19 protein-coding genes and 1 riboswitch are annotated in these 25,657 nt (G+C 60.8%); of the genes, 8 read left to right on the top strand and 11 right to left on the bottom strand.

Going from position 1 to position 25,657, the window contains the following annotated elements; genetic code table 11:
• Positions 1–107: 107 nt before the first annotated feature.
• The 5 genes from NTD81_RS14360 to NTD81_RS14380 all read left to right on the top strand — a co-directional run bounded on the left by NTD81_RS14360 (position 108) and on the right by NTD81_RS14380 (position 7,530).
• Complete coding sequence (locus NTD81_RS14360) at positions 108–1,622, top strand: HDOD domain-containing protein (RefSeq protein WP_262183273.1); 1,515 nt, start codon at positions 108–110, stop codon at positions 1,620–1,622.
• Between the two features lie 73 nt (positions 1,623–1,695).
• Positions 1,696–2,511: a rhodanese-like domain-containing protein gene (locus tag NTD81_RS14365; RefSeq protein WP_262183275.1), complete on the top strand. Its 816-nt coding sequence runs from the start codon at positions 1,696–1,698 to the stop codon at positions 2,509–2,511.
• A 30-nt stretch (positions 2,512–2,541) separates the two neighbouring features.
• Positions 2,542–3,402, top strand: coding sequence for an archaetidylserine decarboxylase (gene asd / locus NTD81_RS14370; protein WP_262183277.1), 861 nt, complete (start codon positions 2,542–2,544; stop codon positions 3,400–3,402).
• A 202-nt stretch (positions 3,403–3,604) separates the two neighbouring features.
• Complete coding sequence (locus tag NTD81_RS14375) at positions 3,605–5,398, top strand: molecular chaperone (RefSeq protein WP_262183278.1); 1,794 nt, start codon at positions 3,605–3,607, stop codon at positions 5,396–5,398.
• A gap of 62 nt (positions 5,399–5,460) precedes the next feature.
• Positions 5,461–7,530, top strand: a complete 2,070-nt coding sequence (locus tag NTD81_RS14380) for an EAL domain-containing protein (RefSeq protein ID WP_262183279.1) — start codon at positions 5,461–5,463, stop codon at positions 7,528–7,530.
• Positions 7,531–7,582: 52 nt separating this feature from the next.
• On the opposite strand, the gene serB is transcribed toward NTD81_RS14380, so the two are convergent.
• Positions 7,583–8,797, bottom strand: coding sequence for a phosphoserine phosphatase SerB (serB, locus tag NTD81_RS14385; protein WP_262183281.1), 1,215 nt, complete (start codon positions 8,795–8,797; stop codon positions 7,583–7,585).
• Between the two features lie 276 nt (positions 8,798–9,073).
• Between serB and NTD81_RS14390 the strand changes: the two genes are divergently transcribed.
• A complete protein-coding gene (locus tag NTD81_RS14390; protein ID WP_262183282.1) occupies positions 9,074–10,648 on the top strand; it encodes an AhpA/YtjB family protein in 1,575 nt (524 codons plus the stop codon).
• An 84-nt stretch (positions 10,649–10,732) separates the two neighbouring features.
• Here NTD81_RS14390 and NTD81_RS14395 read toward each other — a convergent pair whose 3' ends face one another.
• The 8 genes from NTD81_RS14395 to NTD81_RS14430 all read right to left on the bottom strand — a co-directional run bounded on the left by NTD81_RS14395 (position 10,733) and on the right by NTD81_RS14430 (position 19,569).
• The gene (locus NTD81_RS14395) at positions 10,733–11,443 is read right to left on the bottom strand and encodes a membrane integrity-associated transporter subunit PqiC (protein ID WP_262183284.1); all 711 of its coding nucleotides are present in this window, start codon (positions 11,441–11,443) and stop codon (positions 10,733–10,735) included.
• Positions 11,444–11,591: 148 nt separating this feature from the next.
• Positions 11,592–13,850, bottom strand: coding sequence for a DNA topoisomerase IV subunit A (gene parC / locus NTD81_RS14400; protein ID WP_262183286.1), 2,259 nt, complete (start codon positions 13,848–13,850; stop codon positions 11,592–11,594).
• 64 nt (positions 13,851–13,914) lie between these two features.
• Positions 13,915–14,895: an esterase-like activity of phytase family protein gene (locus NTD81_RS14405; protein WP_262183287.1), complete on the bottom strand. Its 981-nt coding sequence runs from the start codon at positions 14,893–14,895 to the stop codon at positions 13,915–13,917.
• A complete protein-coding gene (gene parE / locus NTD81_RS14410) occupies positions 14,895–16,793 on the bottom strand; it encodes a DNA topoisomerase IV subunit B (RefSeq protein WP_262183288.1) in 1,899 nt (632 codons plus the stop codon). The genes NTD81_RS14405 and parE overlap by 1 nt, the downstream gene beginning before the upstream one ends.
• 15 nt (positions 16,794–16,808) lie before the next feature.
• The gene (locus NTD81_RS14415; RefSeq protein WP_262183289.1) at positions 16,809–17,420 is read right to left on the bottom strand and encodes a YqiA/YcfP family alpha/beta fold hydrolase; all 612 of its coding nucleotides are present in this window, start codon (positions 17,418–17,420) and stop codon (positions 16,809–16,811) included.
• Between the two features lie 63 nt (positions 17,421–17,483).
• The gene (cpdA, locus tag NTD81_RS14420; protein WP_262183290.1) at positions 17,484–18,293 is read right to left on the bottom strand and encodes a 3',5'-cyclic-AMP phosphodiesterase; all 810 of its coding nucleotides are present in this window, start codon (positions 18,291–18,293) and stop codon (positions 17,484–17,486) included.
• A 218-nt stretch (positions 18,294–18,511) separates the two neighbouring features.
• The gene (locus NTD81_RS14425) at positions 18,512–18,964 is read right to left on the bottom strand and encodes a DUF1249 domain-containing protein (protein WP_262183291.1); all 453 of its coding nucleotides are present in this window, start codon (positions 18,962–18,964) and stop codon (positions 18,512–18,514) included.
• Complete coding sequence (locus NTD81_RS14430; protein WP_262183293.1) at positions 18,955–19,569, bottom strand: NUDIX domain-containing protein; 615 nt, start codon at positions 19,567–19,569, stop codon at positions 18,955–18,957. Before NTD81_RS14430 ends, NTD81_RS14425 begins: the two co-directional genes overlap by 10 nt.
• A gap of 221 nt (positions 19,570–19,790) precedes the next feature.
• Here NTD81_RS14430 and NTD81_RS14435 point away from each other — a divergent pair, with 221 nt between their 5' ends.
• Complete coding sequence (locus tag NTD81_RS14435) at positions 19,791–20,543, top strand: RsiV family protein (protein WP_262183295.1); 753 nt, start codon at positions 19,791–19,793, stop codon at positions 20,541–20,543.
• Here the strand turns inward: NTD81_RS14435 and cytX are convergent.
• Positions 20,506–21,792, bottom strand: a complete 1,287-nt coding sequence (gene cytX, locus NTD81_RS14440; protein WP_262183296.1) for a putative hydroxymethylpyrimidine transporter CytX — start codon at positions 21,790–21,792, stop codon at positions 20,506–20,508. The genes NTD81_RS14435 and cytX overlap by 38 nt on opposite strands.
• 87 nt (positions 21,793–21,879) lie before the next feature.
• Positions 21,880–23,763 carry a phosphomethylpyrimidine synthase ThiC gene (gene thiC / locus NTD81_RS14445; RefSeq protein WP_262183297.1) on the bottom strand — a complete coding sequence of 628 codons (1,884 nt, stop codon included), beginning with the start codon at positions 23,761–23,763 and terminating at the stop codon, positions 21,880–21,882.
• Positions 23,764–23,856: 93 nt separating this feature from the next.
• A riboswitch (TPP riboswitch) is annotated at positions 23,857–23,963 on the bottom strand.
• A gap of 217 nt (positions 23,964–24,180) precedes the next feature.
• Between thiC and NTD81_RS14450 the strand changes: the two genes are divergently transcribed.
• Complete coding sequence (locus NTD81_RS14450) at positions 24,181–25,620, top strand: TolC family outer membrane protein (RefSeq protein ID WP_262183298.1); 1,440 nt, start codon at positions 24,181–24,183, stop codon at positions 25,618–25,620.
• Positions 25,621–25,657: the final 37 nt, after the last annotated feature.

Consider the following 25,657-nt stretch of genomic DNA (forward strand, 5'->3'; position numbering starts at 1 on the left):
GCTCAGAAGGAAAGAACGGAACTGGGCGAAACAACCCTTCTATTTATCGGGAGTTTTGCGCGAGACTATAGTCAGTTAAGGCCAAAAGCCAGCGTGTCTCAACCTCTATGTCTAAGCCCGCAATTCAATCGCGCACTCTGCAAGACTGGCTGAAACAGCTGGATAGCCCCCTGCTGCCAGCCACCAACAGCAGTGTACAGGCCATGCGCGAGGCCTTCGCTGACAGCACTCGCTCCATACGCGAGTTGGCCGATTTGATCCAAGAGTGCCCAGCTTTAGCCCTTAGCGTGCTGCGCGAGGCTAATCGTCCGGGCACTGTCGAGCTTGAGCAAGCCGAGAGTCTGGAGGCGGCCATCAGCCGCCTGGGCATCGCCCGTTGCGAAACGCTGCTCAAGCGTTTGCCGGCGGTGGATGAAGCGCAAATAGCGCAAGCGCTGCGGCAAATTCAGTTGATCAGTCAACACGCCAGTCGCCAGGCCAACGGCCTGTTTGGCGCACGCCTGGCGCGCTTGTGGCATGAAATCCACTGGGGCAGCCTGCTGTTTTTAGCGCCGGTGTGGGCGCTGCTGGCGGCCCATCCTGAGCTGTTAGAAACCTGGCAACAGCGTGTGTTGCTAAAGCGTGAAGCGGCGCACAAAGTCGAGCGCGAACTACTCGGCGTGCCGCTGCTACAACTCTGTTTAGCCCTCAGCGAGCATTGGCACTTACCCCTGTGGGTCAGCCAAAGTTGGCGCCTGCTGCTTAAGGATCGACGCCTGCTGGTCAAGGCCCTGCGCATTGCCCGCGACAACGAACATCCTCTGCAACAGCAACACTGCCTGGATGACGATAAGCAGCTACAACGCTGGCTGACCCAACCGGCCAACAGCCTGTTACTGGCTAACGCCCTGGCCATCACGGCCCACCACGCCTGGGACAGTCGCCACAACCTGCGTTGGCAAATGCTCACCGGCTTGATCTGCCAAATCCCCCGCGAACAGGTGCAGCAGCAGTTACACCACAACGCCGTCAGCAGCGCTCAGCAGCATGCGCGGCCAGGCCTCTGGCACCCAGCCCAGGCCCTGCTCTGGCCGGACTGGCGCGTCAGCCATATCCGTGCAGAGCGGCCGGCGGAAGTCGACCGCCTTGCCCAGTGGCGTCAGCACTGTCGGCAATTATTGGCCCAGCCCAGCGCCTTCACCAATGTGCTGCAGCTGACTCACTGCGCCAATCAGGCCTTGGCCAGCGCCGGCATGCAGCGCGTCTTGCTGCTGTTGACTGATCGCCAGCACTCGCGTCTGCAAGCGCAGCAACAGACTGGCCTGGATAAAGTTGCCCTGACTCTGACTCTCTATCCACAGCAGAGCGAGCTCCTGCGGCGCCTGCTCAGCGCGCCGCGGCAACTGCGCATCAGCCCGAGCAACATGGCGCAGTTCTCGGCCCTGCTGCCGGGCAGCTTAAAGGGCCTGTTTCCCTCCGAGCATCTATTGCTGCGCTCCCTGGCCAGCAACAATCATGTGGTGATGTTGCTGGTGGCCGACTTTGCCGGGCACAGTTTCAGCGACACGCAGATCGAGCAATTCAGTAAAACCTGCCAGTGCATCGAGCGGGCCCTGAGCAGCTTTGCCCAGCGCCAGCGCTAGCTATCACTCAAGGCTTAACCCCGCGAGTCTTTGCGTTACAATTGCCTCCTTTGCAACCTTCCAAAGGCCTGGCATGACCTCCTTCGCTGACTTGCCCCTGCTGCTCGAACCCGCCCAACTGGCCAGTCGCCTCGACGCGCCAGAGTTGATTCTGGTCGACCTCACCAGTAGCGCTCGTTACGCCGCCGGGCATATCCCCGGTGCGCGTTTTGTCGATCCCAAACGCACCCAACTCGGCCAACCGCCGGCGCCAGGTTTGCTGCCGGAGCAGGCTCAGCTTGAGCAACTGTTCAGTGAGCTGGGGCATAACCCGGCGGCGGTCTACGTGGTGTACGACGACGAAGGCGGCGGCTGGGCCGGGCGTTTTATCTGGCTGCTGGATGTGATCGGCCATCGCCGCTATCACTATCTCAATGGCGGCCTCACGGCCTGGCTCGACGAGCAGCGGGAAGTCAGCAGCGAGGTACCCGCGCCGGCTAATGGCAGCCTCAGCCTACAGCTCGACCCAGCGCCCACCGCCACCCGGGAATACCTGCAAAGCCGCCTCGGCGCCGCCGACTTGGCCATCTGGGATGCGCGCGCGCCTTCCGAATACCGGGGCGAGAAAGTCCTCGCCAGCAAAGGCGGGCATATCCCCGGCGCAGTCAACTTTGAATGGACTGCGGGCATGGATCAGAGCCGTGCCCTGCGCATTCGCCAGGACCTGCAAGCAGAGCTGAACGCCTTGGGCATCAGCGCTGACAAAGAAATCATCACCCACTGCCAAACCCATCACCGCTCAGGCTTCACTTACCTGGCGGCGAAAATCCTTGGCTATCCCCGAGTCAAAGCCTATGCCGGCTCGTGGGGCGAGTGGGGCAATCATCCAGACACGCCGGTTGAGCACTAAGCAGCGCCGCGATTATTTAAAGGAAGATCCATGAAACAGCGTTTGTTTATCCTCAGCCAATACCTGCTGCCCCATCACCTGCTGTCGCGCCTGATTGGCCTGCTTGCCGAGTGCCGCATCGTGTGGCTGAAAGACCTGCTGATCAAGAAGTTCGCCCAGCAGTATCAAGTCGACATGAGCCAGGCCCAGGTTGAAGACCTGAGCGCCTACGCGCACTTCAATGACTTCTTCACCCGTGCGCTCAAAGAAGGGGCCCGCCCGCTCGACAGCAGCCCAGGTGCCGTGCTGTCGCCAGCAGACGGGGCCATCAGCCAGCTCGGCAAGATCGAGCAAGGTCGCGTGTTCCAGGCCAAAGGCCACAGCTACAGCGTGATCGAACTGCTGGGCGGCGACAGCGAGCGCGCCGCGCCATTTATGGGTGGTGATTTCGCCACCGTATACCTGTCGCCAAAGGACTACCACCGCGTGCACATGCCGCTGGCCGGCACCCTGCGGGAGATGGTCTATGTGCCGGGGCGCTTGTTCTCGGTCAACCAAACCACCGCCGAAAACGTGCCAGAGCTGTTTGCCCGCAACGAGCGCGTGGTCTGCCTGTTTGATACCGAGCGTGGGCCAATGGCCGTGGTGCTGGTGGGCGCGATGATTGTGGCGTCGATCGAAACCGTGTGGGCCGGCATGGTCACCCCGCCTAAGCGGCAGTTGAAAACCTTTAAGTACGATGAAGCGGCACGGGCGCCAATTCATCTGGAAAAAGGCGCCGAACTGGGCCGCTTCAAACTCGGTTCCACCGCTATCGTGCTGTTTGCCCCTGAGCAAGTGCAGTGGGCCACTGAGCTGGCTGCCAACAGCCCGGTGCAGATGGGCCAGTTGCTCGGCAACACTCAGCAATAAAACCGCGCACTGGACGGCGCCTCGGCGCTGTCCAGTTCTCCCGCATCCTGCAATCCTTCTACCCAGTTAGCCACTGAACGGAGCGAACGCCATAGCTTTGACAGGCACCGCACAAAGTCAGCTGCCGTAGTGTCAAAATGCTGCTAGAGTCGAAAATGTTCGCCAGATTTTGTCTTGCCGTGCGCTGGAGCACCCAATCCCAATGGACAGCCACAACGCCCACCTGCTGCTACGTGTGACTACGCCACACAAGCACAGCCTGTCATTCAGCGAGGCCAACCCGCGCTCGCTGAAAACTTGGGTCGAAGGACTGCCCAAAGCCAATATCGGCGAAACCGCCCGCCAGCTCTATCAAGCCCTGCAAGAGCTGAATCAATTGCAGGCCGCCGCCGAAACACGCTTACAAATGCTCGAAGTGCTGCGCCCCGAAGTGTATTTCGTCTGCAAACACTTGGAGCGCCACTACCTCAACCAAGCCATTGTGCTGGACGAGCGGCCGCGCAAAGTCGCCAACCTGTGCCAAGCCCTGCAAAACCATTTGGCCGTAGGCTACAAACTGATCGTCAGCCAGCAGGCCAGCCAAACCGGGCGCGAAGCCCAGCAACTGTTGTTGGTCGCACTGCAGCGAGCCCTGTACAGCCTGTGCGGGCCGTTGATGCGCGCCAATCAGCTGTATTGCCCGATCCCCGAGGGCCTGTGGCTGGAGCTGCATCAGCTGTATCAAATCGCCTTTGAACGCGACCTGCACCATGACCCGGTGCGCGACCTACAAGCGCGCCATGGCCACAGTCTGAGCGTCGAGCAATGCTATGTGGTGGCCTTGCTGCTGGGTTGCGCGCGCTGCAACCAAATGCGTCAGAACGCTATCGCCCAATTGACCGAGGCACTGGAGTCGTGGAGCAGCCTGGTCAGCCTGCAACATGGCGACCTCAACAGCAGCTTGTTTGCCGTGGCCCCGCAAGTTGACGGGCCGCCGCGCTATCGCTCGCTGTTTCAAGCCCATCAGCAATACAGCGCGTTGGGCATCGATCCCAACAAGTTGGTGCAAGCGCTCAAAGCACATCTGCAGCTGTCCAGCGACAAGCTGGCCAACTCGCCGCTGCTAGTGCCGCGCGGACTTAGCCACGACATGCTGCAGCATCTGGCCGCAGCGTGGGGTGATATTGCTGAGCGCACCTTCCAGCGTAGCCACAGCCAAGGCAGCCTGACCCTGTGCATCGGCATGTGCGCCCTGCACTACTACCTGGCCGATAAGCGCCAGTTCAATCAGGTCCTGCAACGCGCCAACACCAGCACCGCGGCGGTGTTTAAAACCCGCGGCAAAGATGATGTCTGGGAAAACGCCTACGACACCGATGAAAGCGAGCCGTGGGAAAAGGGCCTCAACCTCGAAGAGATTCAATATCAGAAACATCCCCATGCCAGCGGCAGCGAGGCAATTGCCAGCTACCCGTGTTATGAGGTCAGCATCGTCAATATCAGCCCCGGCGGTTATTGCCTGTCGTGGCCCAGCGAGGTACCCAGCCAGCTCCAGGCCGGCGAGCTGCTCGGGGTGCAAAGCCCGCAACAGAAAACCTGGAGCATTGCCGTGGTGCGCTGGATTCGCCAGGTGCGCGGCGGCGGCACGCAAATGGGCATTGAATTGATCGCCCCCCATGCCCAAGCCTGCGGCCTGCAACTGGTGCGCAGCGCCGAGCACACCAGCCAGTTTTTACGCGCCTTGCTGCTGCCGGAAATCAGCGCTATTTCCCGCCCGGCCAGTTTGATCACCGCTTGTTTGCCGTTCCAGGAAGGCCATCGCGTATGCATCAATACCGAGGGCAGCGAGCAGGCCGCGATCCTCACTTGCCGCCTGACCAGCACCGGCAGTTTTAGTCAGTTCGAGTACCGCGGTATTGCCTTGCAACCGCATGAGGAAGGGATATCCATCACACCTAAGCCAGGCCAGCCGGTGGCTGGGGAGGAAGACTTTGACTCACTCTGGAAGTCTCTGTAGATTGGACTGACATACCATTTGTCGCCCTCCAGCGCCCGTTTAGCGCAGACCTGATACCCACAATGGCCATCGAAAAAAAAACTATACGGCTACTGATTCTCGAAGATTCGCAAAATGAAGCCGAGCGCTTAGTTAGCCTGTTCCGCAATGCCGGACAGGCCACCCGAGTGCATCGCCTGACCGGCATTGATGATCTCAACGAGGCCTTGCAGCACAGCTGGGATCTGCTCATCTGCGCCCCCAGCAGTGAAGCCCTGGACCCCACCGAAGCCATCGCCGCGATCCGCCGTCAGGCCAAGGACATCCCCGCCATTCAGCTGCTGGCCAACAACGATTCCGACGACATCACCGCCGCCCTGAGCCTGGGCGCGCAAGATGCCTTGCCGCAAGGCGAGGATGAGCGCTTGGTGCTGGTGGCCAAGCGTGAGCTGGCCAACCTGGAAGAACGCCGTGGCCGCCGCGCCAGTGAAGTGGCCCTGCGCGAAGCGGAAAAACGCTGCCAGTTGCTGCTGGAAAGTTCGGTCGATGCCATCACCTACGTGCACGATGGCATGCACATTTACGCCAACCGCGCCTACCTCGAACTGTTCGCCTATGAGGATGCCGACGAGCTTGAAGGCATGCCGATGATCGATCTGATCGGCGCCAGTGACCAAGCCAGCTTTAAGGATTTCCTCAAGAACTATCAGGGTCACGACGGCCACGCCGAGTTGCAGTGCAACGGCGTCAAGGCCAACGGCCACAGCTTCGCGGCGCAGATGAGTTTCTCCCCGGCCACCTATGATGGCGAGCCCTGCACCCAGGTAGTGATCCGCGCCCACAGCGGCAACGCCGAGCTGGAAGAAAAACTGCGCGAAATCAGCAGCCAGGATCTGGTCACCGGCCTGTTTAACCGCAACCACTTCCTCGGCCTGATGGATGCCGCCGCCGAACGCGCGGTGAATGCCGGGCAACCGGCAACTCTGGCTTACATCCGGGCCGACCACTACGCCAGCCTGCTCGCCGAAGTCGGCCTAGCGGGCATCGATATTCTCCTCACCGACCTGGCCAACCTGTTGCGCTCGCACTTCCCTGGCGAAGCTCAACTGGCGCGCTTTGGTGATGACGTATTCACCGTGCTACTGCCAGGCTTGAGCCCGGAAGATTGCCGCGAGCAACTGGGCAGCCTGCTGAAGAAAGTCGAGAGCAATCTGTTCGATGTCAACGGCCGCACGGTGCAAAGCACCCTTTCGATTGGCGTCGCCGGGCTTAACGAGAAGACCGCCAAGGCCCAGGAAGTGGTCAACCGCGCCCACCGCTGCGCCGATGAGCTAAGCGAAGGCAACGGCCTCAAGCTATTCGACCCGGCCGACGAGCTGGCCGCGGCAGCCAACCGTGGCAGCATCGTCGCGATGATTCAGCAAGCGCTGGAGAACAACAGCTTCCACCTGATGTTCCAGCCCATCATCAGCCTGCGCGGCGATAACTTCGAGCACTACGAAGCGCTGCTGCGCTTGCACAATCCACAAGGCGAAGAGATCACCCCGCTGGAGCTGTTCACTGCAGCCAAGGGCGCAGGCCTGGCGGAGAAGATCGACCGCTGGGTGATCCTCAACTCGATCAAGCTGCTCGCCGATCACCGCAGCAAAGGCCACGAGACGCGGCTGTTCGTGCACCTGTCCTCAGCCAGCTTGCAGGATCAAACCTTGCTGCCGTGGCTGAGCGTAGCGCTTAAAGCGGCGCGCTTACCGTCCGACTCGCTGGTGTTCCAGTTCAGCGAGCCCGACGCCATCGCCTACCTCAAGCAAGCCAAGGCGATTACCCAGGGCTTAAATGAGCTGCATTGCAAAACCGCTTTGACTCAGTTTGGCTGCGCGCTTAATCCGTTCAATACGCTGAAGCACCTGCACCTGGACTTCATCAAAATCGACAGCTCGTTCTCCCAAGACCTGGGCAATCCGGAAAATCAGGAAGCGCTGAAAACCCTGCTGACCAGCCTGCACTCGCAAGCCAAGCTGACCATCGTGCCCTTCGTGGAAAGTGCCAGCGTGTTGGCCACTCTCTGGCAAGCCGGGGTCAATTACATTCAGGGTTACTACCTGCAAGGGCCGAGTCAGAGCATGGATTACGACTTTGCCTCGGGCGAGGACTAAATCCAGCCCACAAAAAAACGCCCCTCGGGGCGTTTTTTTATAGCGGCCTGACTTAGTTCAAGCCGTCGCGATCACGGAAGCCCAGCAGGTACAGGATGCCATCCAGGCCCAGGGTCGAGATGGCTTGCTTGGCCGACTGCTTCACCAGCGGTTTAGCCCGGAAGGCCACGCCCAGGCCGGCAATCGCCAACATCGGCAGATCATTGGCGCCATCGCCCACAGCAATGGTTTGCTCCAGACGCAGCCCTTCTTTAGCCGCTAACTCGCGCAGCAAATCGGCTTTGCGCTGAGCATCAACAATCGGCTCCACCGCCACGCCGGTGCATCGGCCATCGACAATTTGCAGCTCGTTGGCAAACACGTAATCAATGCCCAACTTGGCCTGCAATTGCTTGGCGAAGTAGGTGAAGCCGCCAGACAGGATGGCGGTTTTGTAGCCCAGACGACGCAGCTCGGCGAACAGGGTTTCGGCGCCTTCAGTCAGACGCAGCGAGGCACCGATATCGGCCAGCACGGTTTCCGGCAGGCCCTTGAGCAAGGCCAGACGCTCGCGGAAGCTGGCGGCGAAGTCCAGCTCACCACGCATGGCCCGCTCGGTGATGGCCGAGACTTGCTCGCCGACGCCAGCGGCTTTGGCCAGCTCATCGATGACCTCGGCCTCGATCAGCGTCGAGTCCATATCAAACACCGCCAGGCGACGATTACGGCGGAACAGCGAATCGCTCTGGAAGGCGATATCGACGTTGAGCTCCTGGGCCACGCTTAAGAACTCTGCGCGCAGCGCGGCCGGATCAGCTGGCTCACCGCGTACGGAAAACTCGATGCAGCCCTTGCCCTGCTCTGCCGGCATGTCCAACGGCATACGCCCGGACAGACGATCGATATGGTCGATATTCAGGCCGTAGCGGGCAGTGATGGCGCTGACCCGCTGCAACTGCTCGGCGGTCACTTTACGGGTGAGCAAGGTGACGATATGACGGGCTTTGCCCTGACCGCTGACCCACTGCTGGTAGTCGCCTTCGGAGACCGGCGTGAAGCGCACCTGCTGGTCGAGTTTGTAGGCGGTGAACAGGATGTCCTTAAGCACCGAGGACGCCTGCTCCGTGTCAGGGATCTCAACCAGAATGCCGAAAGACAAGGTGTCATGAATCACTGCTTGGCCAATATCGAGGATATTCACCCCGCCCTGGGCCAGCACGCCGGTGATGGCGGCAGTCAAACCGGGACGATCTTCACCGGTGATATTGATCAGGACGATCTCGCGCAAGGCGCACTCTCCACACATTGAATTGATCACAAACAGACTGCCGCCCAGGCAACAGACGCAATAAAGCTACCGATTAGTCGATTCGCGCCAGCAGCAATGGCCAACTGCCACAGCAAGCGGCGAATGCAGGCCGCAGAGCCTGCCGCAGCAACGCTTGATCGGAAAAGGCCTGCATTCTAACCATTTTCAGCGCAATACTCCCGCCTACAACGCTTTGCCCACCGCTGGTGCATCGCTATACTGCGCGCCAACTACAGTCGACATGAGCCGAGCTCTGTGAACCGGCCTGCCCCCGTTAAGCCCGATAATTTCTTCCTGCTGCTGTTCCAGGCCCTGCGTCAACGCCGGGTGCCACTGGCGCTGCGTATCGTTAGCCACAGTTTGCTGCTGGTGGCCCTCGCCCTGCTGATTTATGGCTGGGTGATCGGCATGCAGTTCAAGCACGCCATGCAGCAACAAGCTGAAGCGCTGGGCAGCAGTCTGATTACTCAGACGGCCACCTCGGCCACTGAGCTGTTGGTGTCCAACGACATCCTCAGCCTCAACGTGCTGCTCAATAATCTGGTGAAGAATCCGCTGGTGGCCCACGCGGCTATCTATAGCGTGGATAACCGCATCCTCGCCGAAGCTGGCTCGCGCCCGAGCCAAAGCATGCTCGGTGAAACCCAGGGACTGTATTCGACACCGATCACCTTCCAGGAAGTGATTGCCGGGCAGTTGCGCATCAGCCTGGATATGCAGCAATTCCAGCAGCCCATGACCATCAGCTTGCAGAGCATGGGCATCCTCAGTTTGATTCTGCTGGCCCTGACCCTGTCTCTGAGCATGCGCTTAGGCCGGCATATTTCCACGCCCTTGCTGCAGCTACGGGTGTGGCTGCGTGACCCAGACGATCCTGCCCCAGGCGCTGGCCGCCAGGATGAGCTAGGCGATCTGGCGCGCCAGCTGCAAGCCCGTTTGGTCCCGGAAAAGCCCTCAATCAGCGCCGTTGAACCTGTGCCTGAGCAGGCTGAGGAAGAGGACTATCCGCTGGATTCGTTCGATGACGAGCCGAGCTTCAAGGTCCCCAACCTGCACGCGCAGCGCTTCGACGCTATCGATGATTTGGATGAGCTGCCACCACCGGCGCCATTGACGCCTAGCGTCAAACGGGTGAGCAATGACTTCAGCCATGATGATCCGTTTGCCGATCTGCGTGAGCCCTATTTCCCCGAGCCGATTCTGCCCGCCGCAGGCACGGCCAGCCCGCTGAGCATTGCCGACACGGAGCCTGAGCCGGTCGCCCAGCCGTGCGCCGTCCTGGCCATCCAACTGGGTGCCCAGGAACAACTGCGCCGTCTGCCACGCAGCCGCCTGCTGGATCTGCTGCAGCGTTATAGCAAGTGCCTGGAGCAAGCCGCCGACCTCTATCAGGGCAAGCTGTTTACCCTGACCGATGGCAGCAGCCTGATGCTGTTTGACTACCAGCACTGCGAAGAAGACTACCTGACCCACGCCATCTGCTGCGGTGAGCTGATGCGTGCCCTGGGCCACGCCCTGCAAATAGAAGTGGCCGACAGCGGCATCACGTTGCAACTGCAATTGGGCCTGACCTTAGGTGAAAACCTCGGCGCACTCAGCCAAGGCGAGCTGCTGCTCAACGAGACGGCGCAAAGCGCCTTGGCCTTGTCGCAGCACAGCCGCAATCTGCTGTTGGTCGAACGCAGCATCGCCGACGACGGCCTGATCAAGCAGCGTGCGCGCATCCGCGCCATCGCCAGCCCACAAGGCGCCTGCTGCGTTGAGCGCTTGCTGGAGCCCTACCCATCGCTGCTGGAACGGCAACTGGCGCGCATGCACGAAAGCAACTAGGGCCATGCCCTAGTTGCCAGTGCGCTTCATGCTTGAACTCTCAATCCTTCTTCTAAACGGCTAGCCTTGCGCTAGCCGTTTGCATTAGAAGCGGAATACTTCGCTCTCGACCCGCTGCGGCTCCACCACTGGAATCTGTGGCGGGGCGATCGGCGTGACTTTCACCGGGGTGCTGACCTTAGGTTTGGCCACCCGCACCGCAGGTCTCTCTTCCGGGCGATTGCTTTCCACCGCCTTGGCCAACACCAGCACCAGCTGTTGCAGCACTTCACTCTGGGCGCGCACCTGATCGACTATGGTGCCGTCGTGCTCAGCTTCCAAACTCACCAAGCGCCCGTCGAGCAACTTGCCATCGGCACCGGCCAAGCGCCACTGCGCCTCCAGCACCGCCGGCCGCTGCGGGCCAGAGTCCAGGCGGGTGATGCTCAGGTTTAGGCGGGCCTGCGGGACAAAGCCTGCGGCGGCCGGCGCCAGCACCAAACGCTGACTATTCAGACGCGAGGCCAGTTGGCGCAACACTTGCTGATCAATCTCAGAGGCCAAGCTGCCAGCCCAACGCGCATTGTCCGCGGTGGTCAGGCTGCCATCGACTTGCCGTTGCAGGAGCTGATCGCGCTGCAAGTAGTCGGCAATGGTGACGGGGCCCAAGAGCAAGGCGATGCCCTGCTCTGAGGTCGGCACACTGATATTGCCGCTGTCGAGTTGATAGAGCGATTCCTGCTGGTAACGGGTACAACCCGTGATCATCAAGACCCCCGCCAGTACTAATGATCCGGAAAAACGCAGTGCAGTCATTTATTTCATCCAGCCGGCATTTCAGCCGGTGTACATACCCGTACGTGCCAGTGGGCTAAAGCCATGACCCACCTTGCGACCGCGTATCATCCTTGAAAGCCGCTTGCGACTCCAGCGCGGCACTGTTTCGGCATGCTTACAGACTGGCTTACCCCTGAACTTCTACTAGAAGACTGTCGACTCGTTGGAACCCTCGTGGCAGCTTGTTACCGCGCCGCCCACGCTCTCCTTTGTAGTGCTCCAAGTCATCGGCCTTCAGCGACAGCGTTCGTTTGCCGGCCTGCAATACAAGAGTAGCGCCTATCGGCAAAACTGCTAAGTCAGTCAGATACTCTTCGCGACTAGCGACGCGTTCACCGGGTATACCAATGATTTTATTGCCCTTGCCTTTACCCAGCTGAGGCAGGTCGCGCACGGGGAAGAGCAGCAAGCGACCCTCGGTGGTCACCGCGGCCAACCAGTCGTCGTCCCGACTGTACAACGGCTTAGGTGCAATCACCTGCGCACCGGTTGGCAGAGTCAGCAGGGTCTTGCCTGCCTTGTTTTTCGCCTGCAGGTCTTCGCCTTTAACCACAAAGCCATAACCGGCATCCGAGGCAATCACAAACAGGGCGTTGTCTTCCGGCAGCAACACGCACTCGAAAGTCGCGCCTGGCGGTGGTTGCAAACGGCCAGTCAGCGGCTCGCCCTGGCCACGGGCCGAAGGCAAGCCATGGGCCGCCAGCGAGTAGCTGCGCCCGGTGGAGTCGATAAACACCGCGAATTGATTGGAGCGCCCCGGCGCTGCCGCCTTAAAGCCATCACCGGCTTTATACGACAGGCCCGTGGCGTCGATATCGTGGCCCTTGGCGCAACGCACCCAGCCTTTCTCCGACAGCACCACAGTGACCGGCTCGGTCGGCATCAGCTCGGTCTCGCTCAGAGCGCGCGCTTCGGCCCGGGCGACAATCGGTGAGCGACGCTCGTCACCGTACTTCTCGGCGTCGTCGAGAATTTCCTGACGCACCAGCTTCTTCAACTTGGCTTCGCTGCCAAGCAGGGTCAGCAATTTTTTCTGTTCTTTGAGCAGCTCATCTTGCTCGCCGCGAATCTTCATCTCTTCCAGTCGCGCCAACTGACGCAGACGGGTATCGAGGATGTAGTCGGCCTGAATCTCGCTCAGCGTAAAGCGCTCGATCAGCACCGGCTTGGGCGAGTCTTCGGTGCGGATGATGTGGATCACTTCATCCAGATTGAGGAAGGCAGTGAGCAAGCCGTCCAACAGGTGCAGACGCTTCTCGACCTTATCCAGACGGAACTGCAAACGCCGGCGTACGGTGCCAACCCGATATTGCAGCCACTCGGTGAGCAAGGTGCGCAGATCCTTGACCTGCGGCTTGCCATCGAGACCGATGACGTTGGTGTTGACCCGGTAGCTCGACTCCAAGTCAGTGGTGGCGAACAGATGCTGCATCAGCTCATCGCCATCAACCCGGTTGGAACGCGGGATGATCACGATGCGGCAAGGGTTTTCGTGGTCCGACTCATCGCGCAGGTCGGCCACCATCGGCAACTTCTTGGCCTGCATTTGCGCGGCGATCTGCTCCAGCACCTTGGCCCCGGAAACCTGATGGGGCAGCGCGGTGACCACGATGTCGCCGTCGTCGACGCGGTACACGGCGCGCATGCGCACCGAGCCACGACCGGTTTCGTAGATTTTCAGCAGGTCGGCACGGGGCGTAATGACTTCCGCTTCGGTCGGATAATCAGGGCCCTGGATATGCTCGCAGAGTTGTTCAACCGTGGCGTTCGGCTCATCGAGCAGGCGCACACAGGCCGTCGCCACCTCACGCAGGTTATGCGGCGGCACGTCGGTGGCCATGCCCACGGCGATGCCGGTGGTGCCATTGAGCAGCAGATTCGGCAGGCGTGCCGGCAGGGTCGCGGGCTCATCCAAAGTGCCATCGAAGTTCGGCACCCAATCCACGGTGCCCTGGCCCAGTTCACTGAGCAGTACTTCGGCATAGCGCGACAGCCGCGCTTCGGTGTAACGCATGGCCGCGAAGGATTTCGGATCATCCGGCGCACCCCAGTTACCCTGACCATCGACCAAGGTGTAGCGATAGCTGAACGGCTGGGCCATCAGCACCATGGCCTCGTAGCAAGCGGAGTCGCCGTGGGGATGGAATTTACCCAGTACGTCACCGACGGTACGCGCTGATTTCTTGTGCTTGGAATCGGCATCCAGGCCCAGTTCGCTCATGGCGTAGACGATGCGCCGTTGCACCGGCTTTAAGCCATCGCCGATATGCGGCAAGGCGCGGTCCATGATCACGTACATGGAGTAGTTGAGATAGGCCTGCTCGGTAAAATCGGCGAGGCTGCGGCGCTCTACGCCGTCCAGGCTTAAATCGAGGGAATCGCTCATGCGGGCCTCATTGGCAAAGGGCTGATTACAAAATTAGTCGTACTGCGAATTGGCTGTGCGGCGCTCATGGGTTGACACTCCAACCACCTGCCGGCGCGGCAAAGCGCCAAACGATAGGACGCTTCTCACCATCGGCGCGGCTGTAGCTGCCGTTGTCGACGCCGATCCAGGCGCCGTCCTTGTCCACCCACAAGGCTTCGGCCATGCCATAGCTGGGCGGATACACACGTTCAGGGGTCAGTGCCGCCTCGGCGAACGACCAGCAGTGCTCTACCTGACCGTTGCTTGGGCTGCGGCGACAAATCTGGTGCGCCTGGCGCTCCAGGGTAAACAGCTTGTCGTCATACAGGGCTATGTCGGAAAAGTCCTTGGGCTGCACGCTGCCGTGCCAGTTGGCCGGCCCGCGTTCATCGCCGCCCTCACTCAGCAGCACGCAGCCACCACTGCAGGCCCAACTGCTTTGCTCTTTATGCACCACCAACAGGCCTCGCATCATGCGCTCAGCCGCCAGGTACAGGCGCTCGCCACGGGGATCGATGGCCAGGCCTTCCAGCAAGGAGTTGTACTTGAGCAGCATGCCGCGCGCCCGGGCTTGGCGGACCAGACTCTGCGGCAGCTTTAACCAGTTGGGCTCGCCCACCACGGGCAGCTGCAGCACCGCCGCATGGGACTCGCTGAGCAGGTAGCGGTTACCCGCGGCATCGCAGCTGAGGCCTTCAAAGTCCAGCTCACCGCCACGCGCCATACCCGCCAACCAGCTACGGATGCGCAGGCCCCAAGGTAAGCCCATATCAATCGGCGCCGGGGCGACGAAGCTTTCGCTTTCGGCCTGAAACAGATCACCCTGCTCCTTGAGTGCAAACAGCTGCTGATCGTTGCGATCCGATACCGCCCACAGGGCGTTATCGCACCAAGCCAAGCCCGACAGGTTGCCGCCCGGCATGTCAGCAACCGCCCGTTCTTTAAGCAACTGCAGCTGCTCCAGCGGCTGCGCACTCACCCAGCTCGACAGCAACAGCAGCCAGGCGCAGGCCCAACGCTGCATCAGAGCAGCACCTCAGCCAGGTTGCCCTTGGACTCCAGCCAGTTCTTACGGTCACCGGCGCGCTTTTTGGCGAGCAGCATGTCCATCATCTCGCGGGTGCCCTCGAAGTCTTCCAAGGTCAGTTGCACCAGACGGCGGGTGTTGGGGTCCATGGTGGTTTCGCGCAGTTGCGGCGGGTTCATTTCACCCAAGCCTTTAAAGCGCGTGACCTGCGGTTTGCCACGGCGTTTCTCGGCCACTAAGCGATCAAGAATGCCATCGCGCTCGGCTTCATCGAGGGCGTAAAAAATCTCTTTGCCCAGGTCGATGCGATACAGCGGCGGCATCGCCACATAAACGTGACCGGCATCCACCAGCGGGCGGAAGTGTTGGACGAACAAGGCACAGAGCAAGGTGGCGATGTGCAGGCCGTCAGAGTCGGCGTCGGCCAGGATGCAGATTTTGCCGTAACGCAGCTGGCTCAGGTCACTGGAGCCCGGATCGAGGCCCACCGCCACGGCGATGTTGTGCACCTCCTGGCTGGCCAGTACTTCACCGCCGTCGACCTCCCAGGTGTTCAGGATCTTGCCGCGCAGCGGCAGAATCGCCTGAAACTCTTTATCCCGCGCCTGCTTGGCACTGCCACCGGCGGAGTCACCCTCGACCAGGAACAGCTCGCAGCGCAGCGGGTCCTGGCCGGCGCAGTCAGCCAATTTGCCCGGCAGTGCCGGGCCTTGGGTGATTTTCTTACGCTCGACCTTCTTGCCAGCTTTCAAACGCCGCCCGGCGTTGCTGATCGCCAGCTCAGCCAGGGCCATGCCGGTTTCCGGGTTGGCGTTAAGCCACAGGCTGAAGGCGTCTTTGATCACCCCGGAGACGAACGCGGCCGCCTCGCGCGACGACAGACGCTCTTTGGTCTGGCCACTGAACTGCGCGTCTTGCATCTTCATCGACAGAACGAAGGCAATGCGCTCCCAGACGTCTTCCGGCGCCAGCTTGAGGCCACGCGGCAGCAGGTTGCGGAATTCACAGAACTCGCGCATGGCTTCCAGCAGGCCTTGGCGCAGACCGTTTACGTGGGTGCCGCCTTGGGCGGTGGGGATCAGGTTGACGTAGCTTTCCTGCACGCTGTCGCCGCCCTCAGGCAGCCACAGCAAGGCCCAGTCGACGGCCTCTTTATTGCCGCTTAAGGCGCCGCAGAACGGCTCGACCGGCAGGCGCTCGAACTCACTGACCGCATCGACCAGATACGAGCGCAGGCCGTCTTCATACAGCCACTCGACTTTCTCGCCACTGGCTTTGTCTTCAAAGCTGACCGACAAACCGGGGCAGAGGACGGCCTTGGCCTTGAGTACATGCTTGAGGCGGCTGACCGAGAACTTCGGTGAATCGAAGTACTTGGGGTCTGGCCAGAAGTGCACACTGGTGCCGGTGTTGCGCTTGCCGACCGTGCCGATCACGCTCAGATCGCTGGCTTTGTAGCCATCGGCAAAGCTCATCTGATACTCGTTGCCGTCACGCTTCACCGTGACCAGCACTTGGGTCGACAGGGCGTTGACCACCGAGATGCCGACGCCGTGCAAACCGCCGGAGAACTGGTAGTTCTTGTTGGAGAACTTACCGCCGGCGTGCAGCTTGGTCAGGATCAGCTCAACGCCCGGCACGCCTTCTTCAGGGTGGATGTCCACCGGCATGCCACGGCCATCGTCGAGCACTTGCAAAGAGTTGTCGGCGTGGAGGATGACCTGGATCGAGCGCGCGTGGCCAGCCAAGGCTTCGTCCACCGAGTTATCGATGACTTCCTGAGCTAGGTGGTTAGGTCGCGTGGTGTCGGTGTACATGCCCGGGCGCTTGCGCACCGGGTCGAGGCCGGAAAGGACTTCGATGGCATCTGCGTTGTAAGAGCTCTGCTGGGCCATGGGGTCTCGGGTTCGTCAGTTGAATGCGGAAAAGTCGATATCCTGCCACAGCGAGCGGGGGATACCGGCAAAAGCTAATAAAGTCGGCAGGCGCTGGGCAAAGCCTTGATAACCGTGATCGCCCCCTGCCTGAATATGCAGCGCCGCGTCACGGTAAAAGCGCTCGGCGTCGCGGTAATCCAAGGTTTCATCGGCGGTTTGCAACCACACCTGATAGGCCGCAGGATTGCGCATCTGACTCACGTCCAGCTCGGCCAGGGCACTGACATGCTCAGTGGTGAGCTGCCAGGTTTCACCCGTGTAGTGGTTGGTCTGCGTGCCCAAGTAGCCATCAAACCTTAAATGCGGGCGCACCGCCGGGTTGATCAACACCGCCGCCAGGCCGTGGCGCTCGGCAAGGTAGGTCGCATAGTAGCCACCTAAGGAGCTGCCGACCAGCAACGGCTGGCCCAGCTCGGCAATCTGCTGCTCAAGCTGGGCAATCGCCTGGCGCGGATGATGGTGCAGCGCCGGCACACGCAGTTGTTCAGCCAGCCCCAGGCGCGTCATCAGGGCCTGCAATTGGCGGGCCTTGAGCGAGGTGGGTGAGCTGTTAAAGCCGTGGATATAGAGGATAGAGGCAGTCATATGCAGCAGGCTAACCCCTAGCAGGCGCTAGCTGCAACCGCTGCGCCAAGGCGGCCATTGGCCTTAGTAGCCTTTGACGCTGTAATCGATTTCAAACTCGATGCCACTGACCCGCGATACCCCAGTGTCGATGCGGCCATCGCCATGCAGGCGCAACCAGCGATAACCGGGCGCTGTGCTGTCGACCTGGAAGTCTTCGCTGCCGGGCATAAATTGCACACAGGTCGAAGGCGAGGCCAACAGCCGTACGTTGCCGCGTGGCTGGTCGATTTCCTGATGCACATGACCCCAGAGCAGCGCGCGCACCTGATTAAAACGGCTGAGCACAGCAAACAGCGCCTCGGGGTTGCGCAGGCCGATGGGCTCCATCCAGGCACAACCAATCGACACCGGGTGATGGTGCAGGCAGATCAGATGGTGGCGATCCGGCGCCTCACTTAATGCGCGCTCCAGCACCGCCAGTTGCTGATCACTCAGGTAGCCGGGCACCGCGCCAGGCACCGAGGAGTCGAGTAGGGTCACGCGCCAGTTGCCAACATCCACCACTGGCTTGAGCAAATCCGTGCCGACACAAGCGGCCTGCATGGCCGGCACTTCATCATGGTTACCCGGCAGCCAACGCGCCGGGGCTTTGATCGCGGCGGTGAGTTGGCGAAAGCATTGATAGGACGCCTCGCTGCCATCTTGCGACAGGTCCCCCGTGGCCAGCAGCAGATCAATCTGCGGTTGTTCTTGCTGCACCTGGCTGACCACTTGCTGCAGGCTGTCGTAGGTATCCATGCCGAGCAAACGGTCGCCTGGCTGTGCAAATAAATGGCTGTCGGAAAGCTGAATCAGCAAAACCGAATCATGGGTGGGGGTTGTACTCGGCACGTCCGACAAGACCTTTATTTGCTGCGGGTTACAAAAAATTATGGTGGTAGCTCAGGCGGGGGTAAACCTAGGAAAGGGGAATGGATCACATTACCTTAGCGGTATTGCCAGGCACTGTGATCAAGGTCGAGCCCGCGACACCTTGAGCGTCAAGCTGTGGGCATTTTAGACGATTAGTAAAATTTGGCGCAGGCGCGGGGCAATTTAGCGACGAGCGTTTAACCCAGCGGGGCCAGCTCGTGACCGCAGGCCAAGGCATGGCTCAGCCACTCGGCGAGAAACAGGTTGAGCTGGGTCTTCTCATCGGGGTGATGCATGTCGGCATTCGGGTAGGGATACACGCCCCGAAAGCGGCGGGCATGCTGTGCGCTTATCACTTCGGCCATGCGCGCGTCGTGATACACCCGCACCTCCATATGCAGCGCCGGCAGCCAAGGCATGCGGTACTGCTGACTGACCTGCAAGGTGGTGGTGTAAGGACAGGCCTCGGTGACATTAAGGGTCAACACGCCCTGCAACTGCTCACCATGACTGGTCGCCACTTGGCGCACCTGCGTGCTGTCGCGCATGCTCGGCAGCAGGCGCAACAGACGCGCATAGTTGGTCTCGCAGGTGGTCTGCAGCTCGACTAGGTCGACCCGGTAGCGCTCCCGCAGCATAGTCACTGCCAAGCACCACGCAGGGTGTCGCGATTCAGCGCCAGCCACTGCAAGGCAATGATGCTCGCCGCATTGTCGATGCGCCCATCATTGACCGCCGCCAGCGCTTCACTCAGCGACCAGACATGCACGCGGATATCCTCGCCCTCTTCCTCCAGGCCATACACACCGCCCGCGCCTTGGCTGTCGCAACGGCCGATATACAGGTGCACGCGCTCATCCGAGCCACCTGGCGAGGGGTAATACTGAGTCACCGGCCACAGCGCGCTGAGGCTCAGGTTGGCCTCTTCTTCAGCTTCGCGCAGGGCCACCTGCTCAGGCTCTTCATCTTTATCGATCAAACCGGCGACCAGCTCCAGCAGCCAAGGATTGCGGCTCTTGTCGTAAGCGCCGACACGAAACTGCTCGATCAGCACCACCCGGTCCTGCTGCGGATCATAGGGCAGCACGCACACGGCATCGTGGCGCACAAACAGCTCACGGCTAAGCTCTGGGCCCATGCCGCCAGCAAACTGTTCATGGCGCAGTTTCAGGCGGTCGACCCGGTAAAAACCTTTAAAGCAGGTTTCCCGCTCGACTAACTCGACCTGCTGTGGAGTGTTGCTATTTACCGTCATAACGTCCTCAACCTATCGCACACACCAACTGGCGTTGGCCGCATCCTAACGCGCCCGCAGTGCGCCTCACAGTGCCAGGCACCCTCTAGCGTAGCGGAAAGTTGCTGCTAGCCGCTGGCTACGCCTACTCTATTAATACCTAGCCCATTCCACGGCGAACTGGTGCTGTATTGAACAGTCGAACCAAAACCCGATTTATCCACAGCTTAACAAGGATGCACATGCCGCTCGTTAGAATCGCCACCCTGGCCTGTATTGCTCTGTTCCTGGCCGCCTGCCAGAGCGGCATAAACCTCGGCCAAGACACTGGCCTGAAAGCCAACCGCGATGCCTCTGAAGAAGTCAAAGCCGGCTGCCAGAGCGATGATTGCCCACTGGTCAATATCGACACCCTGCACTTCCCGGCCGAGCCCCAGCTGGACGCCATCATCGAACAGCGTCTGCTGCAAATGACCAAGGTTTCTGACGACCAGCCCGTGGCGCCGACCCTCGCCGCCTACCGCACCGAGTTCCTGCGCACGGCGCCAGAGCGCTACGGCACTTACCTGCAAGCTAAGGTGCGCGAGCAGCATGACGACTTGGTGATCATCGAGCTGGCCAGTTACCTCAACACCGGCGGCGCCCATGGCATGCCTGGCCGTGGCTTTATCAATTACTCGCTGAGCCAGCACCGCGAGCTGAGCCTCAACGACATGCTCCTGCCCGGCGCACAGCCGGCCTTTTGGCGCGCGGCGGCAGTGGCGCACAACAGCTGGCTGATCAAGACCCAGCTGGACCGCGATCCGGAGTTCTTGAAAACCTGGCCCTTTGTCGAGTCGCCCCACGTCGCCCTGACCACCGCCGGCGCAGTGGTGAAGTACGACGTGTATGCCATTGCCCCCTACTCCATGGGCCATATCGAGCTGACCATTCCTTACAACCGCTTGAGTGGCATCCTTAAGCCAGAGCTGTTTCCCGCTGCGCTAGACGACTAAACCCGGCATACAGCAACCCTGCGGCGAACAACGCCGGCAGGGTTGCGCCATAGGCCCAAGCGCTATGGGCTAAGCCGTGATACAGGGCAATCCCCACCAACCACGCCAGCAGAGCCGGCCAATGCAGAGTACGGGCCGGGCTCAGGTTTTGCCGTTTGCGCACCACGAAATGATCCATCAACACCACGCCGAACAGCGGCGCAAACACTGAGCCGATCAGCAGCAGGAAGTTTTCATACTGGGCCAACGGCGCCAGCCAGGCGATCAGGGTGCACAGCACGCCAATGGCCAAAGCCAGATGTTCCACCTTGATCGGCAACAAGGTGCCGCTGGAGACCGCCGCCGAGTGAATATCGGCGAAGGCGTTTTCCGTTTCATCGAGCAAAATCAGCAGCAGCGGCAACCCCATGCCCGCGCCAGCCAAGGCCAATAGCAAGGCGTTTACCTCACCACTGGGGGCGAAGGCCAGGGTATAAGCCGCACCCAAGCTCATCAGCCAGATATTGCCGAGTAAAAAACCCAGCGCCGTACCGCCGAATACGCCACGGGCACGCTGACCAAAGCGCGAGTAATCGGCGATCAGCGGCAGCCACGACAACGGCATGGCGATGGCGATATCCACGCCACCGGCAAATGCTAGCGAGCCATCTCCGGCGCGGGCCCACAGCGCGGCCAAGTCGGCCTTATCCAGCAAGTTCCAGGTCAGCCAACTACAGGCCGCCAACAGCAGCCAGATGCCCCATTTGCGCAAAACCTTGCGGATAAAAGCCAACGGCCCACTGACCGCCAACAACGTCGCCAGGGCGCCGAACAACAGCGTCCACAACAGCGGATTGGCCAGCCAACTGTCCGCCCCCCAAGCCCCCGCACCGAGCACGCTGGCGGCATCGCGCATGATGATGATTTCAAAGGAGCCCCAACCGACCAGCTGCAACAGGTTGAGCACCGCCGGCAAACTGGCGCCACGGCGGCCCAAGGTCAGCTTGAGCGAGGCCATCGCGGCCAGGCCGGTGTCGCTGCCGGTAACGCCCACCGCCGCCAGCAACAGCACGCCGAGCAGCGTGCCTAGGGCAATCGCCGCCAACGCGCCAGCCAAGCCCAAACCGGGCGCCAGCAACGCACCGGTTTGCACCACCATCAGGCCCACGCCCAGGGAAAACCACAAAGCAAACAGATCCGTAGCGGCCAGCACTCGCTGACTAGCGGGCACCGCAATATCGGGAGAGTAATGACTGACGGAACTACTCAAGTTGGCACCTCATACACGCAAGATTGGCAGAGTTGTTATTAGTTGTGAGCAAGCCGCGCTGGGGCTTAAACCAGCGCGGCGCAAGGCTTAGACCTTGTGATAGAGCTGACTGCCCTCCTGCTTGAAGCGCAGCGCCTGCTCGGCCAAGCCCTTGGCCACGTCCACATCCACCGCATCGATGCGCTGGTTGGCGGCGTACTCGCGCACTTCTTGGGTGATCTTCATCGAGCAGAACTTCGGTCCGCACATGGAGCAGAAGTGCGCCACCTTGGCCGAGTCTTTGGGCAGGGTTTCATCGTGGAAAGCGCGGGCGGTGTCGGGGTCCAGGCCGAGGTTGAACTGGTCCTGCCAGCGGAACTCGAAACGCGCCTTGCTCAGGGCGTTATCGCGGATCTGCGCACCCGGATGGCCTTTGGCTAAGTCCGCCGCGTGGGCAGCGATCTTGTAGGTAATGATGCCGGTCTTGACGTCATCTTTATTCGGCAAGCCCAAGTGTTCCTTAGGCGTGACGTAGCAGAGCATGGCGCAACCGAACCAGCCGATCATCGCCGCGCCTATGCCGGAAGTGATGTGGTCGTAGCCCGGCGCGATGTCGGTGGTCAGCGGGCCGAGGGTGTAGAACGGCGCCTCGTCGCAGCACTCCAGCTGCTTGTCCATGTTCTCTTTGATCAGCTGCATGGGCACGTGGCCGGGGCCTTCGATCATGCACTGCACATCGTGGCGCCAAGCCACTTTGGTCAGCTCGCCCAAGGTTTCCAGCTCACCGAATTGCGCGGCGTCGTTGGCATCGGCAATCGAGCCGGGACGCAGGCCATCACCCAAGGAGAAGGACACGTCATAGGCCTGCATGATTTCGCAGATGTCATCGAAGTGGCTGTAGAGGAAGTTCTCTTTATGGTGCGCCAGACACCACTTCGCCATGATCGAACCGCCGCGACTGACGATGCCGGTCACGCGCTTGGCGGTCAGCGGCACATAACGCAGCAAGACGCCGGCGTGGATGGTGAAATAGTCCACGCCTTGCTCGGCCTGCTCGATCAGGGTGTCGCGGAACAGCTCCCAGGTCAGGTCTTCGGCGACTCCACCGACTTTCTCCAACGCTTGGTAGATCGGCACCGTACCGATTGGCACCGGGCTGTTGCGGATAATCCACTCACGGGTTTCGTGGATATGTTTGCCGGTGGACAGATCCATCACCGTGTCCGAGCCCCAGCGGATGCCCCAGGTCAGCTTCGCCACTTCCTCTTCGATGGACGAGCCCAGGGCACTGTTGCCGATATTGCCGTTGATCTTCACCAGGAAGTTACGCCCGATAATCATCGGCTCCAGCTCTAGGTGGTTGATGTTGGCGGGGATAATCGCGCGACCGCGAGCCACTTCCTGGCGCACAAATTCTGGGGTGATTTCCTTGGGAATGGCCGCGCCAAAGCTGTGGCCGGCGTGCTGTTGCTGCAGCAGTCCGGCTTCACGCGCCTCTTGCAGCTTCATATTCTCGCGGATGGCAACGTATTCCATCTCCGCGGTGATCTCGCCCTTCTTCGCGTAGTGCATCTGCGACACATTGCGCCCGGCCTTAGCCCGCAGCGGCTGACGCACATGGGCAAAGCGCATGGCGGTGAGCTCGGCATCGGCCAAGCGCCGTTGGCCAAACTCGCTGGTTAAGCCCGCCAGGCGCTCGCTGTCGCCGCGCTCGGCGATCCAGGCTGAACGCACATCCGCCAAGCCCTTGCGCACGTCGATATTGGCGTTGGGGTCGGTGTAAGGGCCGGAGGTGTCGTACACCAACACCGGCGCGTTGGCCTCACCGCCAAAGTCGGTGGGCGTGTCGTCCAGGCTGATCTCGCGCATCGGTACGCGGATATCGGGGCGCGAACCCTGCACATAGATTTTCTGCGAACGGGGCAATGGCTGGACCGACTGTTGGTCGACCTGCGCGGATTCACTGAGGTGCTGCGGCTGTTGCGCGTTCATGTTCAGGCTCTCCATAGGCAAAATGTCGGAGCGAACCTGAAACGGATGACGAGCGTGAACGCACCTAGGGCGGTGCCGGAACCTCGGCCGAACGACCGAGTACATCTTGTTCCCTACGCAGGCTTTAACCTGATCAGGTTCAACGGGATCCGGCAGTAGCCAATCTCAGCCCCTCAATTAGGGCACCCCGACAAGAACTCGAGCAGTCTAAACAAGTACTTTGCAGAACACCAAGTTTGGCTGAGATAAATCCAGACTTAGCGGTCAGCACGCGACTAAAGGTAAGCAAAAGCACGACTGTTGCACGCAAACAACATAGCTTGCTGAAAACCGCACAAGTGCCAGCATAACTATTCTTGACCCTCCCCCCGCTGGCCCTTAGCCTTGGCGATCACCGTCCACACCTAGGATCACTCCATGTTGCGCAGACTCTCACTGGCCTTGGCTGTCGCTGCCGCGACCAGTTCGTTAGCCTGGGCTGAACCAGCCCCGCTGTCGAACAAGAACGACCTGATCACCGTTTACCAAGAAGCCGCTGCCAACAACGCCGACCTAGCCGCCGCCCGCGCCGACTATCGCGCACGCAGTGAAGCGGTGCCGCAAGCCCGCGCCGGCCTGCTGCCATTTTTATCCGCTGGTGCCGAACTGGGCAGCACCCGCACCCAGCTCGACTCGCCTTCCGCCACCTCCACTCGCAGCGGCACGGTGTATCAGGCCAACCTCAGCCAGCCACTGTTTCGCATTGATCGCTGGTTCCAACTGCAAGCCGCTGAAGCGGTCAATGAGCAGGCCGCACTGGAGCTGTCGGCCAACGAGCAAAACCTGATTCTGCAAAGCGCCGAAGCTTATTTCACGGTGCTGCGCGCGCAGGACAACTTAGCGGCGACCAAGGCTGAAGAAGCGGCCTTCAAACGGCAGATGGATCAGGCCAACGAGCGCTTTGACGTTGGCCTATCGGACAAAACCGATGTACTGGAAGCCCAGGCCGGCTTCGACACCGCCCGCGCCAACCGGATTATCGCCGAGCGCCAGGTGCAGGACGCCTTCGAGGCCCTGATCGCCCTGACCAACCGCGACTTCAACTCGCTGCAAGGCATCGTCCACAGCCTGCCGGTGCTCGCGCCCACGCCGAACGACGCCAAAGCCTGGGTCGATACCGCCTCGGCGCAGAACCTCAATCTGCTGGCCAGCAACTTCGCGGTCAGCGCCGCCGAAGAAACCCTGCGCCAACGCAAGGCCGGCCATGCACCGACGTTGGACGCGGTGGCGAGCTTTAAAAAGGGCGATAACGACAACCTCGGCTTCACCAACAGCGCCGGCAGCCCCGTGCACTACAGCGGTGATGTGGAGCAAAGCTCGATTGGCCTGCAGTTGAATATCCCGCTGTACAGCGGCGGCCTGACCAGCAGCCAGGTGCGCGAGTCGTACCAGCGCTTGGATCAGTCCGAGCAACTGCGCGAAAGCCTGCGCCGTCAAGTGGTGCAGAACACCCGCAACCTGCATCGCGCGGTGAATACCGACGTGGAAACCGTGCAGGCGCGTAAACAATCGATTATTTCCAACCAGAGCGCCCTGGAAGCCACCGAGATTGGCTATCAGGTCGGCACACGCAATATCGTCGATGTGCTGGATGCCCAGCGTCAGCTGTACAGTTCGGTGCGCAACTACAACAACGCGCGCTACGACTACATCCTCAACAACCTGCGCTTAAAGCAAGCCGCTGGCACCTTAAGCCCGGATGATTTGAATGCGCTGGAGCAGTACCTGAAGGCCGATTACAACCCGGACAAAGACTTCCTACCACCGGACCTGGCCAAAGCCGCCGAAGCTCAGCTGCGCAGCAAAACAACCTATTAACTGGCGCTACGCTGCCACCCTCGGTGCGTTACGCCGC

Origin of the sequence: Pseudomonas sp. 5P_3.1_Bac2 (genome assembly GCF_025465995.1) — a bacterium.
GTDB lineage: Bacteria > Pseudomonadota > Gammaproteobacteria > Pseudomonadales > Pseudomonadaceae > Aquipseudomonas.

Excerpts from the sequence above, each read along its gene's own strand:
- NTD81_RS14360 (WP_262183273.1), top strand. The coding sequence starts at position 108 with ATGTCTAAGCCCGCAATTCAATCGCGCACTCTGCAAGACTGGCTGAAA.
- NTD81_RS14365 (WP_262183275.1), top strand. The coding sequence starts at position 1,696 with ATGACCTCCTTCGCTGACTTGCCCCTGCTGCTCGAACCCGCCCAACTG.
- asd (WP_262183277.1), top strand. The coding sequence starts at position 2,542 with ATGAAACAGCGTTTGTTTATCCTCAGCCAATACCTGCTGCCCCATCAC.
- NTD81_RS14375 (WP_262183278.1), top strand. The coding sequence starts at position 3,605 with ATGGACAGCCACAACGCCCACCTGCTGCTACGTGTGACTACGCCACAC.
- NTD81_RS14380 (WP_262183279.1), top strand. The coding sequence starts at position 5,461 with ATGGCCATCGAAAAAAAAACTATACGGCTACTGATTCTCGAAGATTCG.
- NTD81_RS14395 (WP_262183284.1), bottom strand. The coding sequence starts at position 11,443 with ATGACTGCACTGCGTTTTTCCGGATCATTAGTACTGGCGGGGGTCTTG.
- parC (WP_262183286.1), bottom strand. The coding sequence starts at position 13,850 with ATGAGCGATTCCCTCGATTTAAGCCTGGACGGCGTAGAGCGCCGCAGC.
- NTD81_RS14405 (WP_262183287.1), bottom strand. The coding sequence starts at position 14,895 with ATGCAGCGTTGGGCCTGCGCCTGGCTGCTGTTGCTGTCGAGCTGGGTG.
- parE (WP_262183288.1), bottom strand. The coding sequence starts at position 16,793 with ATGGCCCAGCAGAGCTCTTACAACGCAGATGCCATCGAAGTCCTTTCC.
- NTD81_RS14415 (WP_262183289.1), bottom strand. The coding sequence starts at position 17,420 with ATGACTGCCTCTATCCTCTATATCCACGGCTTTAACAGCTCACCCACC.
- NTD81_RS14430 (WP_262183293.1), bottom strand. The coding sequence starts at position 19,569 with ATGACGGTAAATAGCAACACTCCACAGCAGGTCGAGTTAGTCGAGCGG.
- NTD81_RS14435 (WP_262183295.1), top strand. The coding sequence starts at position 19,791 with ATGCCGCTCGTTAGAATCGCCACCCTGGCCTGTATTGCTCTGTTCCTG.
- thiC (WP_262183297.1), bottom strand. The coding sequence starts at position 23,763 with ATGAACGCGCAACAGCCGCAGCACCTCAGTGAATCCGCGCAGGTCGAC.
- NTD81_RS14450 (WP_262183298.1), top strand. The coding sequence starts at position 24,181 with ATGTTGCGCAGACTCTCACTGGCCTTGGCTGTCGCTGCCGCGACCAGT.